The organism is Acidobacteriota bacterium (assembly GCA_016716905.1).
In the GTDB taxonomy this organism is placed as follows: Bacteria; Acidobacteriota; Vicinamibacteria; order Vicinamibacterales; family SCN-69-37; genus SYFT01.
In genome coordinates this window covers 930,384-948,325 of the sequence record JADJUS010000022.1, presented here as the reverse complement: position 1 = coordinate 948,325, position 17,942 = coordinate 930,384, and the positions used below count along the sequence as shown (strand labels likewise).

The following is a 17,942-nucleotide window of genomic DNA, read 5'->3' as shown; positions in this document are numbered from 1 at the left end:
CGTCGCGGCCCCGGCTGGGGCGCTTCCTTCTGCTGAATGTCCCGCCTTATTACCCACGTTCGTCCGCTCTTGCGCATCGCGGTACCCGTCACGGTATCCACCGCGCTGATCGCGGTCGCCCTCGTCAACATGTTCGTCGTACGCGATTACCAGGAAAAGGCCGCGATCGACGATGGGGTGTTCTGGACGAGCGACGGCGGCTCAGCCGTGCAGGCATTTGAAGTATCACCAGGGTCACCGGCCGATCTGGCCGGTGTACGGAAGGGTGACACCCTCTGGGCGATCGACAACATCCCGGTGGAGTCCGCAGCGGATGTGGCGCGGACCCTGCAGGGACTGCCCGCCGGCGGCGCCGTCACGTACGCCGTGTCGCGAGGCGCGGTCGAAGACCTCATCTCGGTGCGGCTGGCGCTGGCCCCGGGACCACCCTACGGCCTGTATTACCCGCTCGCCGCAGTCGGCATCTTCGCGCTGCTGGTGGGAGCCTCAGTTCGTCTCCGGCGGCCCAACGACACGGCCACCCTGCACTTCTTCTGGCTGACCGTTGCCTTCTTCGGGGTGTGCGCGTTCACCACCACCGGTGAATACACGGGCACCGATCGATTCTTCTACTGGTCTGACGCGGTGGCCATGGTCCTGCTGCCGCCGTTATTCCTGCACTTCGCGCTCGTGTTTCCAGAGCGGCCGCAGGCCTGGGTGCGCAGTGATCTGGGCCGTCGCACGGTGCCGCTCCTGTATCTGCCGGCGTTGCTGCTGGCGGCGGCCAGGGTTGCGGCGCTGCGCTGGTTGCCTGGCGATGAGATGGTGCGCCGTCTCGCGCAGATCGAGAACATCGAGCTTGTGTATCTGTCGGCCTGTCTGCTCGGTGGCCTCACGCTGATGATTCAGGCACTGGGCCGGCTGCGGTCGATCACCGCCCGGCGGCAGATGCGATGGATAGTCTGGGGCTCTGGCATTGGTGCCATTCCCTTCGTGACGGCGTATGCCATCCCGTTCCTGCTTGGCTGGACAGATAAGGTGCCCTACGGCGAGTACTCTGCGCTATTGCTCGGCTGCATTCCGCTGGCCTTCGCATCGGCTATCGTCCGCTACCGGTTGATGGACGTCGAGGTCATCATCAAGCGCGCGTTGGTCGTGTCGTTTGTCGGTTTGGTGCTGGTGGCCATTTATCAGGGCACGCTCGCCATCGTCGGCCTGTTGCGGCCGCATCCGCAAAACGACAATAGCTTCTGGGCGCTGTTTGCGACGTTGGTCGTGGTGCTTGTGGCGCCGCGGTTGTGGAACGTGATTCAAGGCGGTCTCGACCGGCTCTACTATCGCGACCGTTACGACTACCGCCGGGCGCTGGTCACGTTTGCGCGCGAACTCAACAGCGACCTGGATCTGGAGCGCCTCAGTACGCGGCTGGTCGAACGCGTACGCGAGACGCTGGTGGTCGATCGGATGGCGCTGCTCCTGACCGACCCGGAAACCGGCGGGGCCTTTGTCGCTGTGGCCACAGGCGGCACCGACAACGGGCCCGTGGAGATCTCGCGCGACTCCGCGCTCGGACAGCGATTGTTGGCCGGGCAGACGGTCAGCATGGACGACCCGCAGCCCCTGCGGCGCCTGATCGGCGATGAGGGGGAGGAGTGGCGGCTGGCGGGGTGGCATGCGTTTGTGCCTTGCGTCACCAAGCAGGTCACGATCGGCGTGCTCGCCGTGGGCCGGCGCGCCCGCTTCGAACCCCTCTCGAGTGAGGACATGGCGTTGCTCGGCGCCGTGGCCAGCCAGGCTGCGACGGCTCTTGAGAACGCGCGGCTATATCGGCAATTGAGCGTGAAGGCGGATGAAATCGAGCGCCTGCGCCAGTTCGGCGACAGCGTCGTGGAGTCGTTGAGCGACGGCCTGTTCGTCATCGATCTCGACGATCGGGTGCTGCGCTGGAACCGCCGACTGGAGCAGATGTTCCAGTTCGATCGCACCCGCGCCATCGGCCGCCGCATCTCGGCGTTGTTTCCGGCGTCGTTTGTGGAACTGCTGATGTCTGCGCGGCGCGAGACGCCCGAGGGCGCCACGCTGCTGCGCGCATCGCTGACATCCGGTCCTGCCGGCCTTGCGCGGCCGTTGCTTGTGAACGCCGGCATCGCGCCCTTTCAAACCACCGACGGGGCCAAGGCCGGCTGGATCATCGTGATCGAGGACATTACCGACCGCGCAAGCCTTGAGGAACAGCTGCGCGTCTCCGAGAAGATGGCGGCGATCGGCTTGCTGGCTGCCGGCGTGGCGCACGAGGTCAACACGCCGCTCACGGGCATCTCGAGCTTCACCCAGATGCTGCTCGACAAAGCAGACCCGGCTGATCCCAGGACCCAGCTGCTGGAGAAGATCGAGCGGCAGACCTTCCGCGCCGCCAAGATCGTCAACAGCCTGCTGAACCTGGCGCGGCCTTCCGAGGGCGAGGCGGCGCCGCTCGACCTCAATGCGGTCATCAGTGACGTATTGTCGTTACTCGAGCACCAGTTCCGCGGCAGCCGGATCCAGGTGCGTCGGGATCTGGCTCCGGCGGCGCCGATTCGGGGTTTCGAGTACCAATTGCAGCAGGTGTTCCTGAATCTGTTTCTCAACGCGCGTGATGCCATGCCGAAGGGTGGATGGCTGTCGGTGTCCACTGCCGCCTCCGGCGACACGGTCACCGTGGAAGTGGCGGACACCGGTTCGGGCATCCCGTCCGAGCACATCTCGCGTATCTACGATCCGTTTTTCACCACCAAGGCCGACGGCCGCGGCACAGGCCTTGGCCTCTCCGTCACCTACGGCATCGTCCAGGAACACGCCGGCACGCTCACCTGTGAGAGTGTGGTGGGGCAGGGGACGCGGTTTGTGTTGACCCTGCCGGCGACGCCCGCCGGTGCAAAAGAGGCCCTGGCTCACTGATGACTGATTCGCCCGCGAACGTTCTGGTTATTGACGACGAGGAAATCATCCGGGAGGCGCTTCATGCGTTGCTCACGATGGACGGATGTGCGGTGCGCACGGCGGCCACCGCGGCTGACGGACTTGCGCTGCTGGCCGACAACGACTTCGATACCGTGCTCCTGGATCTGATGCTGCCCGATCGCAGCGGCCTTGAAGTGCTCGACGAAATTCGCCGGAGCGACGACACACTGCCCGTGGTCATGATTACCGCGTTCGGCACGATCGACACGGCCGTGCGTGCCACCAAGCAGGGCGCATTTCACTATTTCACCAAGCCGTTCAAAAACGACGAAGTGCTGGTGGTGCTGCACAACGCCGTGGAGCGCCGGCGCCTGCAGCGCGAGAACCTGGAATTGCGGAACCGGTTGAAGCTGGGAAGCCACCGCTTCGACCAGATCATCGGCGGCAGCCCGAAGATGCGTGCCATTTACGATCTGGTGGCCCGCGCCGCGCCAAGCCGCACGACGGTGCTGATCCAGGGAGAAAGCGGCACGGGGAAGGAACTGGTGGCGCAGGCGTGCCATCGCCACTCCGCGCGTGCGGACAAAGCCTTCGTGACCGTCAATTCCGGCAACCTGCCGCCTGACCTGCTCGAGTCGCTGTTGTTTGGCCACGTCAAGGGCGCGTTCACCGGCGCGGTGGCCATGAAGAAGGGCCTGTTCGAGATGGCCGACCGGGGGACAATCTTTTTCGACGAGATCGGCAACGTGCCGCTTGAGACGCAGGCCAAACTGCTGCGGGTCATCCAGGCTCGAGAATTCATGCGCCTCGGCGGCCTGGACACCATCAAGGTGGACGTCCGCATCATCGCGGCGACGAATGTGGACCTGCGAAAGAGCGTGGCTGAAGGCCGGTTCCGCGAAGACCTGTTCTACCGGCTCAACGTCATCCCCGTTCAGATGCCCGCGCTGCGCGACCACAAGGAGGATATTCCGCTGCTCGTGCAGCACTTCCTCGAGAAACACGGTGAGGACAGCCGCAAGTCGGGCTGGTTCGTCACGCCGGAGGCGCTGGACCTGCTCATGGCCTATGACTGGCCGGGCAACGTGCGCGAACTGGAGAACGTGATCGAACGCGCCGTCGTGTTGTGTCCCGAGCGGGAAATTGGCGTGGACCTGATTCCCGATCAGGTGCGGTTCAACCGCGAGTTCAAGGATGCGGACTTCGTTGTTCCGCCCGAAGGCATTCCGCTCAAGGAAGTACTGGCGAACGCCGAGCGCCGCTGGATTGAGTCCGCGCTCGAGGCGGCGGGCGGTGTGCAGAAGCGGGCGGCCGAATTGCTGGACATCAAGCCGACGACCCTGAACGAGATGATCAAGCGGTACGACATCCGGCCGCGGCGCAAGCGCCAGGAACTCGACGATTCGTCTGAAACGTAGCGCTGCTGTACACTTTAGCTCTTCGGCATGCTGACACTCCCTGGCGCCGCAGCGCTCTCTCCTTTTCGCCTCAATCGCCTGCTCGACACTCTGCGCGCCCACACCGCGGGCATCACTGCGTTGAATGCGCGATTTGTGCATTTTGTCGATGTAGACGGAACGCTCGACGCGCCCGAGCGCGACCTGCTCGAACGCCTGCTCCACTACGGCCCCCGGCGCGCCGAGGTGGAGGAGCGGGGGGCGCTCTTTCTGGTGGTCCCCCGACCTGGAACAGTCTCGCCTTGGTCCAGCAAGGCCACGGACATCACGCGTAACACGGGCCTATCGAACGTGAAACGCGTCGAGCGGGGCATCGCGTTCTACGTCGATGCCGACGCGGGCATACTGGCGTCGTCGCGCCTGCGGATCGCGGCGTCGTTGCACGACCGGATGGTGGAGCACGTACTCGACCGGCTCGACGATGCGGCGAGGTTGTTTGCGCATGAGCCGGCTCGCCCGCTGGTGACGATTGATTTGCTGGGTGGGGGCCGGGAGGCGCTCGAGCGCGCGAATCGCGAGTTCGGATTTGCCCTCGTGCCCGATGAGATTGAGTACCTCTGCGCGGCATTCGTCGAACTCGGCCGCAATCCCACGGATGTCGAGCTGATGATGTTCGCGCAGGCGAACAGCGAACACTGCCGGCACAAGATCTTCAACGCCACGTGGACGGTTGACGGAACGGAGCAGGCCAAGAGCCTGTTCGGCATGATTCGCAACACCTATGAGCGGGGCGACGCCTCCGATGTCCTGAGTGCGTACTCCGACAACGCGGCGGTGATTCGCGGACACCACACGCGGCGCTGGTTTCCTGACCCGGCCACAGGCCAGTTCACGTTTCACGACGAGCCTGTGCACATCCTGATGAAGGTGGAGACCCACAATCATCCGACGGCAATCGCGCCCTATCCTGGAGCCTCCACCGGATCAGGCGGCGAGATTCGCGACGAGGGTGCGGTCGGGATCGGTGCCCGGCCGAAGGTTGGTCTGGTGGGCTTCAGCGTCTCGAACCTGCGCGTGCCGGGATACGAGCAGCCCTGGGAGGAAAACCACGGCAAACCTGACCGTATCGTTTCGGCGATGCAGATCATGATCGACGGCCCAATTGGCGCGGCCGCGTTTAACAACGAATTTGGCCGGCCGGCAATTTGCGGATACTTCCGCACACTTGAACAGTTCGACCGGGGCCAGGTCCGCGGCTACCACAAGCCGATCATGATTGCCGGCGGCCTGGGGAATATCCGCGAGCCGCACGTGCGCAAACGCGACATGCCTGCGGGGTCGCTGCTCGTGGTCCTGGGTGGGCCGGCCATGTTGATTGGCCTCGGAGGCGGTGCGGCATCGTCGATGTCCTCGGGCGCCAGCGACGCCGAGTTGGACTTCGCGTCGGTGCAGCGTGACAACGCCGAGATGCAGCATCGTTGCCAGGAAGTGATCGATCGATGCTGGCAGCGTGGGGACCAGAATCCGATCCGGTTCATTCACGACGTGGGTGCGGGTGGTTTGTCGAACGCGCTGCCGGAACTGGTGAAGGATGGCGGCCGCGGCGGCAGGATCGACCTGCGCAGCATTCCAAGCGCCGACGCGGCACTCTCGCCTTTGGAGATCTGGTGCAACGAGGCACAGGAACGGTACGTGCTGGCCATTGACCCTGCCAGCCTCGCGACCTTCCGCGAGATTTGCGCACGCGAACGTTGCCCCTTTGCCGTGGTGGGAGAGGCCCTGGCTGCTCCGCACCTGGAAGTGGCGGACCCGCAGCTCGGGCCCACCCCGGTGGATCTGCCGCTGTCGGTGTTGTTTGGTAAATCGCCAAAGATGCGGCGGGCCTTCACACGTGGGGCGACCGCGGACCATGGGCTGTCGCTCGACGGCATCACCGTGGCTGACGCGGTTGAACGTGTGCTTCGTATGCCTGCGGTCGGGAGCAAGGGCTTTCTTGTCACCATCGGCGACCGAAGTGTCACCGGGTTGGTGAGCCGTGATCAGATGGTGGGCCCGTGGCAGGTGCCGGTGGCCGACGCGGGCGTGACCCTGACCGGCTACGACGCGTACGTCGGCGAGGCGATGGCGATGGGCGAACGCACACCACTCGCCATGATGGACGCGCCGGCGTCTGGCCGCATGGCCGTGGCGGAGGCCATCACCAACATCGCAAGCGCACGCATCGCGAAACTGAGCGACGTGAAACTCTCGGCCAACTGGATGGCGGCCGCGGGCCAACCCGGCGAGGACCAGGCGCTGTTTGATACCGTCCGGGCCGTCGGCATGGAGCTGTGTCCTGCCCTGGGCCTGGTTATTCCTGTCGGCAAGGACTCGTTGTCCATGCAGACGCGGTGGCACTCAGCCGGTCGCGACCACGTCGTCACCGCGCCGCTGTCGCTGATTGTCTCGGCCTTCGCGCCCGTGCTCGATGTGCGGGCGTGTGTGACGCCTGTCCTGCGCACGGATGTGCCTGCGGAGTTGTTGGTGATCGATCTGGGCGCTGGCAGGAACCGCCTCGGTGGGTCTGCTCTTGCCCTGGCCTGGAATCGCGTCGGTGGCGAAGTGCCGGACCTGGATGATCCGGCGCGGCTGGCTGCGTTGTTTGACGTCATCCAGCGTTCTCTTGCCGGCGGCCACCTGCTTGCGTACCACGATCGGTCGGACGGCGGGCTGTTTGCCACGCTCGCGGAGATGGCATTTGCCGGTCATTGCGGCCTCGACGTGGATCTCTCGTCTCTCGGCGCCGACGCCCTGGCGGTGTTGTTCAACGAGGAACTCGGCGCCGTCCTGCAGGTGCGGTCGGCCGACATACCGGTTGTGCTCGAACGCTGTGCGGCGGCGGGCCTGGGCGCGATGACACATCGCATCGGCACTGCGGTGCCCGGCGCGACCCTGCGAGTGAAAGCCGGCGGTCAGGAGATTTACAGCGCATCACGCGTGGATCTCCATCGAGCCTGGGGCGAGCTGAGCTTCGCGATGCAGAGTCGCCGGGACAATCCCGACTGCGCGCGCGAAGAGTACGACGCCCTGCTCGATGATGCCGACCCGGGCCTGTCGGCGTCGCTGACGTTCCCGACGACCCAGGACCATGCTGCGCCCTTCATCGCCACCGGCGTGCGTCCACGCATCGCGATCCTCCGTGAGCAGGGTGTAAACGGGCAGTACGAAATGGCCGCAGCGTTCGACCGCGCCGGCTTCTCGACTGTGGATGTGCACATGAGCGACATCCTCGGGGGCCGGGTTGACCTGGGTGCCTTCAAGGGCATGGCGGCGTGTGGAGGTTTTTCGTACGGCGACGTGCTTGGCGCCGGCGAGGGGTGGGCGAAGACCATTCTGTTTAACGCCCGGGCCCGCGATCAGTTCGCGGCGTTTTTTGCGCGCACCGACACGTTCACCGTCGGCATGTGCAATGGCTGTCAGATGATCTCGAACCTGCGCGACCTGGTGCCGGGCTCATCACACTGGCCGCGATTCGTGCGGAACCTCTCAGAACAGTACGAGGCCCGAGTAGCGCTGGTGCGCGTCGAGGACAGTCCGTCGGTGTTATTGGCCGGCATGCACGGCTCGCAGATTCCGATCGTGGTGGCGCATGGCGAAGGTCAGGCGGAGTTTGGCGACGCGTCTGACCTTTCGGCGCTGGAGGCCAGGCGTGGCGTGGCCCTTCGGTATGTGGACACCTTTGGTCGCCAGACGCAACGCTTCCCGGCCAATCCCAACGGGTCTGCCGGAGCCGTAGCGGCAGTGTGCTCAGAAGACGGCCGCGTGACCATCACGATGCCGCACCCTGAGCGCGTGTTCCGCACGGTGCAGAATTCCTGGGCCCCGGCCGGGTGGGGCGAAGATGGCGCGTGGATGCGCCTCTTCCGTAACGCGCGGGTCTGGCTCGGGTAGGATCAGGGCCGCAATTCCGCGTCGATCACCCGGCCCATACGGACGACGATGTCCGGCACCGCCTCAACATCACGTTCGGTCGTGTGGAAGTTCACGATGCATGCGCGCATCACATAACGACCGCGGAGCACCGCATTCGAGACGAACGTTTCGCCTCCGCGTTGCAGCCGATCCACCAGCGCGCGATTGAGCGCATCCAGGTGGGCCTCGGTGGCTGGCGCGCCGATCGTCGTGCGCATGTCTGCCGGCACGTAGCGGAAGGTGGCGATGCTCAGCGCCTGGGTGAACAACTCAAGTTCAGGGTCACGACCTACGGCCGCAGCCATCACCCGGGACAGCCGGATATCCTCTGCGATCATCTCGCGATAGCCCGAGGCGCCGGCGTGTTTCATTTGCAGCCACACCTTGAGCGCACGAAACCCACGTGAGTTTTGCGGCCCGAGGTCCACGTAGTTCAACGCGTGCTGGGCGAAGTGGTAATACGGCGGGTGATACGCGAAGGCTGCCCGCAAAGCCTCGACGTCGCGCACGAGGGCGCAGCCGGCTTCAAGTGGCGCGTACAGCCACTTGTGCGGGTCCACTGCCACGGAATCCGCGAGACTCAACGCGCGCAGGTCATCGGGTGCCTGAGGCAGCGCCGCGGCAAATCCGCCATATGCACCGTCCACGTGAAACCACACGCCGTGCTCCTTGCACAACGCGCTGATCTCCGTGAGCCGATCGATGACACCGGTGCTGACCGACCCGGCAGTGCCGACCACGATGAATGGCAGGTCGCCCGCCGCGATGTCCGAGACAATTTGTTGCCGCAAGGCGTCCACGTCCATGCGAAGGTCGGCCCCTGTCGGGATCCATCGAATGGCCTCGGTGCCAAGCCCCGACATGTCCGTGGCTTTCTGAATCCAGGTGTGCATCTCGGCCGATCCATACACGCGCAGCCTGCGTCCGGCGTCCACGCCCACCCCACGCGTGCGGACATCCCAATCCGCCTTGGCAGCGCGCGCTGCGAGGAAACACACAAAGTTCGCCATGTTTCCGCCGCTGACCAGCACACCGCCGCAGTCATCCGGGTATCCGATGAACTGGGCAATCCAACGCACCGTTTGCGACTCGATCTCGGTGGCGGCCGGCGAGAGCGTCCAACTGCCCACATTCGGATTCACCGCCGCGGCCAACAGGTCGCCCAGCATGCCGATCGGTGCGGGAGACGACGTGATGTAGCCGAAGAACCGGGGGTGGCCGTTGAAGAGCGAGTGGGTGAAGAGTCGATCGGTCGTCTGCTCGAGGAGCACGGCCGCATCCATCCCACTTTCCGGAAACGGGCCCGTCAGCTCCAGCGCGTCTCGCACACCTGAAGGCGACCCGTCGGGCGTGATCGGCCCGTCAGGCAGTGCTTCCAGGCGAGCGGCGATCTGATCGACAAGTCGATGCCCGATTGCTCTGAACGTGGCCGGATCCATGGCCAATCCGGCGTTGCGGCTCCCGTGTTCCTTCATCATCGAATCCCTTCAAACTTCGCAAAACAGAGATTATCGCCGGAAGCCGACATGGCCTGCTGCCCGGCAGTCGTCATAGAATTGCGTCCGGTGGGCACCAACTCGGCAACCTCCAGATGATGTCGGTCGACCAGTCGTCAACTGTCTCTGCGTCACCGGCGGAGCGCACAGAACTCGGTTTGTCAGTGCTCGCCTTCGCGGCGCTGACCGTGGCGATGGTGGCCGTTTCGCCTGCGCGCCTCGTCTACGACGAAACCGTCTTTTATCCCAACATCGCCTTGCTCATGCGCGTCGGCCTGAACGCGGAGTTCCTTCGCGCTCTTGACCAGTCGCCAGGACCGCTCTATCAACTGTTCCATCTGGCGTGGGCCGGTGTGACGGGCCTTGAGATTCGGTCGATGCGTCTGTTGAATCTGGCCTGCATCGGTCTTTGCATCCCCTTACTGGCGGGATGGGCGTCCACAATGCGACTGGGCTCCAGCGCGCGGTGGAGCATCGCCGGGTCGATGCTGGCGATACCTCCCATGTGGGTGATCAGCGGTCTGGCACTCACCGAGGCGCCTGCGATGCTCTGCCTCTGCGCATCGATCTTCCTGCTGCTCCGGGCCTTGAGACGTTCGGGCGGCGTGGTTCCCGCACTGATGGCGGTTCTCGCCGGGTTGCTGCTGTCGCTCGCGATCATCGGTCGCACCCCTTACCTGTTGGTGATTCCGGCGGCATGGGCCTTCGCCCTGGAACCCGGATTCAAAGCGTGGCGGGTATTGGGCGTGTTCACGGTGGCCGCTCTTCTGCTGCCGGTACCTATGTTCCTGGCCTGGGGAGATCTGATGCCCCCGCCTGTGAGCGTTATTCAAAGCGGGCTGAATCCACTATTCGGTCTGTATGGTTTCGCCTATGCCGGCCTGTTCGTCTCCCTGATCGCCCCAGGCTGGCTCCGATGGATTCCCCGTGCTGCGGCGGCGGCCGCACTCCTTGCCGGCGCGGGTGCGCTCGCGAACAATTTCAGCCACTGGCTGACCTTCCTTCCGCTGCAAACGGTCGTCGAACGCCTTCTGCCCGCGGCGGTCGTCCTGAGACTGGGTTATACGTTCCCTGCCGTGCTGGCCGCTGTCGGGCTGTACTACTTGTTGCTGATGCTGGTGCAGGTGTGGGACGCGCGAGAGAACACCATGCGGCTCTTTCTTCTACTCGGCGCCATGGCGATCATCGCAACGTGCGCGAAATCAGCAGCGCAATTTTCCTCAAGGTATGTGGTGCAGGCAGCGCCTTTCCTTGTGTTCGTGGCCGCGGATTCCTCGGCGCGAGGGAACGGCCGCCTGTGGCGGTTGCTGTTGGGCACGGTACTCGGACTAGCCTCTCTCCTGAGCTACTACCGATGATTGGCAACAGGAAGGTCGTCGTGGTCCTTCCCGCGTACAACGCGGAACAAACGGTCGAGCGCAGCTACCGCGAGATCCCGCTTGCGATTGTGGATGAGGTCATTCTGGTAGACGACGCCAGTCGTGACAGGACGGTGGAGATCGCCCGCAATCTCGGGATTCGTCACGTCATCGTGCACCCGCTCAACCGGGGCTACGGCGGCAACCAGAAGACCTGTTATGACATGGCCCTGGCGCTCGGGGCCGACATCGTCATCATGTTGCATCCGGACTATCAATACACGCCAAGGCTGATCACGGCGATGGCATCGATCATCGCCCATGACGTGTATCCGGTCGTGTTCGGCTCACGCATCCTCGGCAAAGGCGCCTTGAATGGCGGAATGCCGCGGTATAAGTACCTCGCAAACCGGGTACTCACACTTCTGCAGAACATGCTTCTCGGCCAGAAATTATCGGAATATCACACTGGCTACCGCGCGTACTCAAGGCGCGTGCTTGAAACGATTGCGTTCCACAAGAACTCCGACGACTTCGTGTTCGACAACCAGGTGGTGGCGCAGATATTTTCGTGCGGCTTTGAGATTGCCGAAGTGACCTGCCCGACGAAGTACTTCCCGGAGGCCTCATCAATCGGACTGCGCCGCAGCATCACCTACGGCTTTGGCGTCCTGGGCGTCTCCGTTCGTGGCTGGTTACACAGGCGCGGCATCCATCGCTGGGACCTTTTGGAGCCGCGTCAGGCGCGCTAGCTAGCGCGAACGCTGGCGGCCGTCACGCGGACGGCCTTGACGACCACCGCCACCACCGCCGCCCTGCCGGCCGTCAGGTTTGCCGCCCGATCGTCCCTCGGGACGTCCTTGCGGTCGTCGATCCTGCCGCTGTCCCGATGACGGCGGAGACTGCTGGGGCCGCCGATCGCCACGATGCGGCTCGCGCGTGTCGTTGGTCTCGCGGCCTTCGCGGCCCTCGCGCTGTGGCGGCCGAAGGCGAGCCATCATGCGCTCGTACTTCGAGAGGATGATGTCCCACCGATAGTTGCGGTTCACGTAGGCCTTGCCGTTGCGGCCCATCGCCGATCGCAACGCCGAATCGCGCGTCAGCAACTTGAACGCTTCCACGAACTCCCACTGGTTCTCGTAGTACAAACCCGCGTGGCTGCGGCGGACATGGTCTACCAGCACTTCCGATCGGCCATTGACCAGCACCGGCGTCCCAACCGCGAACGCTTCGAGCGCCAGCAGCGACAGGCTCTCGTGCGGCGACGGCACCACCACCACCGTGGCTGCTTCAATGGCGTGCAGCCGTTCTTCGTCGGGCAAAATGCCGGCAAAGCGTACATGCGGATCGTCCGGCAACGGCATCAGCTTGACGCCCATCAGCATCAACGCCGCATCGCCGCCATCGGCGAGGAACGCCTGGAAGTACTCAAGCAGCTCTTCGCAGCCCTTGCCGGGATCGATGCGTCCGCCATACAACGCGAACGGTTCGTGAATCCGATGCCGGCGCCTGAATGCGTTGGCCGGTCCTTCGATGTGTGAGGGCAGCGGCTCGGTCGCAGTGGGCAACACGGGTGCAAGTTCCGCAACGGTCTCGACCCCGGAAAACCGCGCTTCGGGCACATCAACGCCGCAGCCCACCACGTCTTCCACGAGCGCGCGCAAGTGGAACCGCTCGCTCACAAACCGCCGCTCGGCCTCGGTGTTCCACACGATGCCTGCGGCACTTGAAAACACGTCCTCGTAAATGCCGAGCCGGATGGCCGGTTCATCGTGGGCCGTCGGCACCAGCAGGCTCTTGGACGGCGCAATGCGCAGGCCCATCACTGTGGGCGCATACAGGTACGTGAAGAAGATCAGGATGTCGTACGACTGGTGCTGGCGTTCGAGATAGTCAATGAGGCCGGGCGACCAGGGGCCCTGCTGCTTGAGCCACTCCATCTCGTCGGCCGGCGTGTGCCGGTTGTTGAAGATCCAGTCGGAATACTGGTTAAACGCGTCCAGATCCCTCGTGCGTGCATTCGCGAAGCGGCGCACCATGACGCCCCGCACGCGATCGGTCCCTTCCGGGTACACGTTCTCCCACGTAATGTAGTCGCGCGCGCACGTCGTCAACACATCCACCTGGTGGTGGTGTTCGGCGAGACGTTCCGCAATCAGGCGGCAGTGGTACTCGGACCCCCCGAGGATCTCGGTGCCATAGCGCTGGACGATGAAGGCAATTTTCACAGGAGTTTCCGTGGATGTGACGCGGTCACGCGACCTCCGCCAGGAGTGATTGAAGGCGCGGCGCCAGGTTGTCGATGTGGAACGCCGAGAGACGCCGCCGCTGGCCCGCAATGACCTGGCGCCGTAGTGGTTCGTCGTAGACGAGGGCGCCGAGCATTTCGGCGGCCACTTCGAGATCTTTCGGCGCAAAGGCCAGGCCAGCGCCGCCCAGGGTTTCCGGCACGGCGGCCGCCGAGTAGGCCAGCACCGGTACGTCCATGGCCATTGCTTCCACGAGCGGCACGCAAAAACCTTCGTGCTCGCTCAGCGAGACATACGCGTGCGCATGACGGTAGTACGCGGCCAGTTCCCGATCGGGCACAGGCCCGGTAAACCAGAACCGATCCGGCAACATCCGGTACTCCGCAATCAAGGCACGGATGGTGGCGTAATACCCGGGCACGGCGTTGTAGTTGCCGACAAAGATAAACCGGTAGTAGATGTCCACGTACCGCTTGTAGTGCTCGGCCAGACGGATGTGGTCCTCGATCATCTTGTTGGGAGCGATGCGCCCGACGAAGAGGATGTTGGCCAGACCGTCCTTGAGCGACAGCTCCAACGCCGGCACCGGTGGGGCTGCAGTCAGCCGCGCCGTATCAACGACAATCGGCAGCACGCCCGTGCGTTCGAAGCCGAGCGACACAAGCTCCTGACGGTTGTAGTCAGACACGCCAAGAGCCAGATCCGTGCGCCCGGCGAGCGTCGCGAGTTCGCGACGCCCCTCTGCGGCCATGCGGCAGATGCCCGCATCGTAGCGCGCGAAGAAGTGCGCCGGCGTGACGTTGTGGTACAGCATCACGCGCGCGCCAGGCAGCGTGCCGAATGCCCGCGTCATTGGCGACGGAATGGCGAAGTGAAAGATCGTGACGTCGCCCTGGCGGGCGCCGGCATCTGACCACGGGCGCACTTCGTCTGCCAGGCCTTCGTCAATCGACAGGGCATAGATTTCGGATTCATGGCCCCAGCCCTGGAACAGTCGGCGCATCATGCGTGCGTTGTCACCGACGGCATCGCCCTTGTGGGCGGCGGGTACCCACTGATTGATAATCACCCGCGGTGCCCCAGATCCGCGACTGGCGCCGCATCGTCTTCCAGGGGCAGGGCGGCGAACGCGCCCGGGCGGTATTGCCGGATTTCTTCCAGCTCATCCGCCAGCTTGAACTGGCGCCAGAAGTCGTAGGCCACCGACGGCACATGCCGGCGTGGCGCCGAGAGGGCCTGATCCACGAACCGCAGGAGCGTGCCGTCGAAATCGCGCGCGCGCAGTCGATCGAGCGCGCCGTCCTGGGCCAGCAACACGTCGTCGGCCAACGCGGCGTCGCCGGTGAGCGACTGCATCAGGGCCGCCACTCGGCCGGGGTGTTTCTCCGTGTAGAGAACGCCGCCCCCGTCCATGGTCGCTGGTACGGCCGTCGCGGCGTATGCGAGGACGGGAACCCGTTTGTAAAACGACTCGACGATCGGGACGCAGAAACCCTCGTGTTCACTGGCGCAGAGGAAGAGGTCGGCCACATCGTAGAGCGCCGTCAGCGCCTCGTCGGTGATCTGGCCAAGGATGTGTACGTCCTGTACACCCAGTGCCGCGATGAACGCATGGATTTGCGCAAGGTAGGAATCAAATCCACCGTGCGCGCCGGCGATGATCAAGCGCGATCGCGGGTTGTAGGTTGTCTTGTAGGCGTGGAAGAACCGGATCAGGTCATCGGGCCGTTTGTTCGGGACCAACCGGCCCACAAACAGGATGTTCGTCCACTCGTCGTCATATGCGTCGAGCACACGCGAGTCGGGCGCGCCGTCAAGATGCGAAAAGTCTGGCACGACGTGCAAAACACCCGTCGGGTCGAATCCGAGCGACTCAAGTTCCTGGCGGTTGAACTCCGAGTCACCCAGCGCCAGTTCGCACCGGGTGCGATACGCGGTCAGTTCGCGCCGGCCGTGGTAACACTGGCGCACGAGTTGGTCGTGCACGCCAATGAAGTACTCGGGTGGCGTGATGTTGTGGTAAATCAGCGCCATCCGCGCCGGAAGGGCGAATGCTGTGCGCGACGCCCGGGAGCCCAGTGAAAAGTGATGAATCAGCAGATCGCCTTCGCCGACATCACCAACGATGTCGCGATAGTCCACAGTCAGGTCTTCCAGGCGCGGGTCCGCGGTCTCGACGATGATTTCGGAGTCGTAGCCGGCGGACCGGAGCGCGCGGCGAATGCCCAGCACCTCATGGCCGATGGCATCGCCATAGCCGAGCGTGGCCAGCACCTGATGGACCTTGGGTCGCATGGGTTATCGCAGCACCGGACCAGCCGGGACCTTGTCCACGATCTGCCGTGCGGGAGGAAGGGTCCGCTTGCGGCGCTCCCACCAGCCAGGCCAGGGTTCGGCGGGGCGCACCGAGGAATCGCGTTTGAGCCGGTCGAACATATCCAGGTACTTCTTCTCGATGACCGGCCAGGCATAGTGGCGCTTGAAGAACTCGCGACCCTGGCGGCCAAGAATGGCGCCGATGGGCCCGCTGGCTTCAAGGCAGTACATCGCTTCGGCGAATTCCTCGAACGACTCGTAGCAGAGGCCCCCGTTGGCGCGCAGGGTCTGCCCGCGCAGGACGTCGCATGCGCCGTTGACCAGCACCGGCTTGCCGAGCGCCCATGCTTCGAGCGCCACCATCGAGAGGCTCTCAAACTGCGACGGCATGACCAGCAGATCGGCTGCAGCCAGCGCGTCGAATTTGTCTTCCTCAGACACAAAGCCGACCGCGCGAATGCGCGGATGCGACGGGATCGGGATGACCGCTTTGCCGAGGAGGATCAGATCGAGTCCGCGCGGGTAGTTGGCCGCGTAGTTGATGAAGTGATCGAACAGCGCCGGGCAACCCTTGTTCTCATCGATGCGACCGATGTAGATGGCAAACGGGCGCTTCACGTTGAACTTCTTTCGAAAGCGCCACGGCTGCGTGCGCTCGGGGATGGCAGAGCCCACGCCCACCACAACACCCGGGACCGCCTGATTCCCACTGACGCCGTGAATAAGGTCGCGTTCCTCGAATGAGTTGTACATGAGCGCACGCACCCCGCGGAACACCGGGCCGAACAGGTGGAGCCCCACGGCCGGATCACGCTCTGCCGTCGGCACGAGGATCGCCTTGCCGGGTACCGCACGCGCGCCATGCCATGCGTGGTAATACCGCGCGCTGAAGAAGAGGAAAAAATCGAACTCGTCGCGCACCTGCTCGATGTGACGGATCAGCGCGGGGCTTTTGGGTCCCTCACTGTCGAGCCAGGCCAGCTCATCCGCAAGGGAATGCTGGCGCTCGAACACAAGCGCCGAACGCCGGCCGAAGTCATCCGTGTTGCGCGGGCGTGTGACGGGGAACCGCCGCACACGGATGCCATTGACCGTTTCCTCTCCGGAGGGCCACTCGTTCTTCCACGTGAGGTAGTCCTTGGCGCAAGTGGTCAGGACCTCGACCGAGGCGTGGCGAGAGAGCCGCTCGGCGACGTACCGAGCGTGCAACTCGGCTCCGCCGTTGATTTCGGTGCCGTACCGCTGGACAACGATCGCAATCTTCACTGCGCGTCGTTACCTGAATCAGGGCCCGTACCTGAGTCAGAGCCCATATCAGCGGAGGAGTCGTCACCCGCGTCGTCTCCGTTGCCGTCTGCCCCGCCGCCCGCGCCGGCCTGCTGATCGCCCATGTTCTGGCCCGGGCGCCGGCGACGCCGACGCCGGCGCCGGCGCCGTTCGCCCTCGCCGTCCGGCCGGTCGCCGCGATCACCAGCGGGTGCTGAGCCAGAGGCCGGCATCGGCACGGCTGCAGCGTCACCAGTTGAATCTCCCGCAGGGCTGGTCAGGGACATTGCTGCGACGGGCGCGGAGGCGACCGGCGCGGTAGCCGTGGGCGCGTTCATGGCCTGGGGCTGCGGGCGCGGTTCCTGCGGACGCTGATCCTGCTGCCGTTGCGGCTGCGGCCGTTGCTGCTGAGGCGGCCGCGCCTGTTTGTACTGCACCACGGTCTCGAGGGCGCGGCTGCGGCGCTCGTCGAAGTCGATACGGCTCGATACCGACTCCACCCGCATCTTCATGTTGTGCACTTCGATGCCGAGGCGCGTGACTTCGAGCGCCAGGTTGTGCACCAGCTCGTAGTACAGCGGGTCCATGTCCTCGCGCTGCCGGAAGCGCTGGTGGAACTCCTCGTTCACACGAGCCTGCACGTGCAGCGCTGCGGCAATCGGGTTCGGGTTGAGGAAGAGCTTCAGGATGGGGTTGAGCAGGCGGCGGATCGTCCGCAACAGGCCGCGATGTGTTTCGTAGATCGTGTCGTCTTCAAAGTCGTACTTGGGTGGCGCCGGGCTGATCGTCCTGGTGCGGCGGAACTGCGCCACAAGGTCGGAGCGCACACCTTTGGGATCCAGGAACTGCTCGAGCTTGACCTTGGCCAATTCCTGCACTTCGGCCTCGGTGTAGTCGGTGCCGCGCTTCTCGCGGATGCGCGCGCGAATCTGGCGCATGATCGCGTCCACATCCACGGCGTCGGACTTCACTTGAAAATCACTCATGGGA

At 64.5% G+C, this 17,942-nt stretch carries 11 protein-coding genes; 5 read left to right on the top strand and 6 right to left on the bottom strand.

The window, feature by feature from the left end; translation table 11 throughout:
• Positions 1-36: 36 nt before the first annotated feature.
• Genes IPL75_20180 through purL form a run of 3 tightly spaced genes read left to right on the top strand, consistent with a single transcriptional unit; the run spans position 37 to position 8,246 of the window.
• Positions 37-2,916, top strand: a complete 2,880-nt coding sequence (locus tag IPL75_20180; protein MBK9242510.1) for a PAS domain-containing protein — start codon at positions 37-39, stop codon at positions 2,914-2,916.
• A complete protein-coding gene (locus IPL75_20175; GenBank protein ID MBK9242509.1) occupies positions 2,916-4,337 on the top strand; it encodes a sigma-54-dependent Fis family transcriptional regulator in 1,422 nt (473 codons plus the stop codon). The genes IPL75_20180 and IPL75_20175 overlap by 1 nt, the downstream gene beginning before the upstream one ends.
• A 27-nt stretch (positions 4,338-4,364) precedes the next feature.
• Positions 4,365-8,246: a phosphoribosylformylglycinamidine synthase gene (gene purL, locus IPL75_20170; GenBank protein ID MBK9242508.1), complete on the top strand. Its 3,882-nt coding sequence runs from the start codon at positions 4,365-4,367 to the stop codon at positions 8,244-8,246.
• Positions 8,247-8,248: 2 nt separating this feature from the next.
• Here purL and IPL75_20165 read toward each other — a convergent pair whose 3' ends face one another.
• Positions 8,249-9,745, bottom strand: a complete 1,497-nt coding sequence (locus IPL75_20165) for an aspartate aminotransferase family protein (GenBank protein ID MBK9242507.1) — start codon at positions 9,743-9,745, stop codon at positions 8,249-8,251.
• A 113-nt stretch (positions 9,746-9,858) separates the two neighbouring features.
• Between IPL75_20165 and IPL75_20160 the strand changes: the two genes are divergently transcribed.
• Both IPL75_20160 and IPL75_20155 read left to right on the top strand, forming a co-directional pair.
• Complete coding sequence (locus IPL75_20160; protein ID MBK9242506.1) at positions 9,859-11,121, top strand: hypothetical protein; 1,263 nt, start codon at positions 9,859-9,861, stop codon at positions 11,119-11,121.
• On the top strand, positions 11,118-11,873 hold the full coding sequence (locus tag IPL75_20155; GenBank protein ID MBK9242505.1) for a glycosyltransferase family 2 protein: 756 nt from the start codon (positions 11,118-11,120) through the stop codon (positions 11,871-11,873). The genes IPL75_20160 and IPL75_20155 overlap by 4 nt, the downstream gene beginning before the upstream one ends.
• Here IPL75_20155 and IPL75_20150 read toward each other — a convergent pair whose 3' ends face one another.
• Genes IPL75_20150 through IPL75_20130 form a run of 5 tightly spaced genes read right to left on the bottom strand, consistent with a single transcriptional unit; the run spans position 11,874 to position 17,938 of the window.
• Positions 11,874-13,349, bottom strand: a complete 1,476-nt coding sequence (locus IPL75_20150) for a glycosyltransferase family 4 protein (protein ID MBK9242504.1) — start codon at positions 13,347-13,349, stop codon at positions 11,874-11,876.
• Positions 13,350-13,374: 25 nt separating this feature from the next.
• Positions 13,375-14,376: a glycosyltransferase family 4 protein gene (locus IPL75_20145; GenBank protein ID MBK9242503.1), complete on the bottom strand. Its 1,002-nt coding sequence runs from the start codon at positions 14,374-14,376 to the stop codon at positions 13,375-13,377.
• Positions 14,377-14,435: 59 nt separating this feature from the next.
• On the bottom strand, positions 14,436-15,665 hold the full coding sequence (locus IPL75_20140; protein ID MBK9242502.1) for a glycosyltransferase family 4 protein: 1,230 nt from the start codon (positions 15,663-15,665) through the stop codon (positions 14,436-14,438).
• Between the two features lie 3 nt (positions 15,666-15,668).
• Positions 15,669-16,952: a glycosyltransferase gene (locus tag IPL75_20135; protein ID MBK9242501.1), complete on the bottom strand. Its 1,284-nt coding sequence runs from the start codon at positions 16,950-16,952 to the stop codon at positions 15,669-15,671.
• A complete protein-coding gene (locus IPL75_20130; GenBank protein ID MBK9242500.1) occupies positions 16,949-17,938 on the bottom strand; it encodes a hypothetical protein in 990 nt (329 codons plus the stop codon). Before IPL75_20130 ends, IPL75_20135 begins: the two co-directional genes overlap by 4 nt.
• Between the last annotated feature and the right edge of the window lie 4 nt (positions 17,939-17,942).